Origin of the sequence: Actinomycetospora sp. NBRC 106375 (genome assembly GCF_030269665.1) — a bacterium.
In the GTDB taxonomy this organism is placed as follows: Bacteria; Actinomycetota; Actinomycetes; order Mycobacteriales; family Pseudonocardiaceae; genus Actinomycetospora.
Genome location: NZ_BSTS01000059.1, coordinates 1 through 1,564 on the forward strand (window position 1 = coordinate 1; position 1,564 = coordinate 1,564).

Below are 1,564 nucleotides of genomic sequence, written 5' to 3' on the forward strand. Positions count from 1 at the left end.
CCAATGCCGCTGACTTAAGCGGCTGGGGGCTCGATGAGGATCTTGGGTGCGTCGGGGTGGCGGACTTGGCGGTGGTGGGCTCGTTTGGTGAGTTTGTCGCCGATCTGTGTTCGTTTGACGACCCGGGGATAGCTGCGTAGTCGGCGCGGCGGATTGGGGCGGTGGCTGATCTCGCGGAGCGCCTGGGCGAGGATCTCATGGGCCTGGGCAGGGGGGAAATTCCGGGTCGTTTGCGACGCTGCGTCGCACGACCCGCAGGGTGCGGATGAAGGATAGTCGGTCCTCGTCGATTTCGAGGTCGTCGGCCGCTTCGTGCATGAGGTGGCGGATCGCGCAGTGCGTGATGAGAAGGGCCCATAACTCTTGTTCGACGAGGTCGGGTCTTCTGGATCGCAGGACGCGGTCGTGAGCGATCTGGTGGGTCTCGATTTCGTCGAGGCCGAGTTCGAACTCCCACCGCTGTGCGTAGAGGGCGGCCAACTCGGTGGCGGGGTGCCGGTGGTCGTCAACCAGCGTGGTCACCAGTCGGATGGTCTCGGGGGATGTCCGGTTCTCGATAGTGTACTCGATGACACGGACCGGGACCCGCGCGCCGTCGGGAACGTTGCGTCTCTTCCCGCGATGCAGGTCGGTTTTCATCTGCTTAGGCAGGAGTTCCGAGAGATACGAGCCATCGGGCAGTTCCTGCAGTACGGGTAGCCGCAGCAGCGAGTTCACTCGCCACAGCAGTGCTGCTCCGGTGCCGGCGGCCTCGTTCCAGAACTCGTAGCCGAAGAAGCCGCGGTCGGCCAGGACCAGCATGTCCGGCTCGAGCCGGGTGAGCAGGCCGCGCGCGAGCTCGCGCTCGTAGACCTGCCAGGAGTCGAAGGTCGCGGCGACGATGGCGTGCGTGCCGCATTCGGCGAGCCCCACCATCCTCAGCTGCGGGAAGGCGCTGACTCCACCGCGATGAGCTTTCCGCCCGAACCGGTGATCATTCTGGGGGGTATCGGGGACATCGAGGACAACGCCGTCCAGTGCCATAACCCGGAGGTCGCGATGCCACGCGCCGATCGTTCCGGGCCCGGCGAGCGGACGAGCGACGCGGAAGTAGAGTTCCTCTAGCGGCTCAGGGCCAAGACGCTCCCGCGCTTTCGATATCGCGCCGGTCGTAGGTACTGACCACTCGTTTCGCCACAGGTGCAGGAAGCGAAGTCCGTTGACCAGCTTCCTCATGACCTCCTCGTAGGCATCGCCGTAGAAGAGGGTTAATGCCAGCACGTAGTACACGATCATGCGCGCTGGAAGTAGGCGGACTCGCTGCTGTCTACGGCCGGTTTGCTCCACGACCTCGTCGACCAGGTCGCGCGGCACGATTCGAGTGAGAACTCCGAGACCCAAACGATCAGCGAGTCGATCACCCGTCGGGTCGGCAATGTCATCCACCAGAAAAGGCACGAACATATTGAATCAGATCTTCGCGAAAGATTCTTTCGACGCGCCGCGAGGCAGAGAGACTATTAAACGACCAGACACTATTCCGCTGCAGTCGCCTCCCGCGGCGGACCCTAAGTCAGCGGCATTG

1 protein-coding gene is annotated in these 1,564 nt (G+C 63.5%); it reads right to left on the minus strand.

Features of this window, described 5'->3' with window-relative positions; translation table 11 throughout:
- Positions 1-195: 195 nt before the first annotated feature.
- On the minus strand, positions 196-1,437 hold the full coding sequence (locus tag QSK03_RS32835) for an IS4 family transposase (RefSeq protein ID WP_285660029.1): 1,242 nt from the start codon (positions 1,435-1,437) through the stop codon (positions 196-198).
- Positions 1,438-1,564 lie beyond the last annotated feature (127 nt).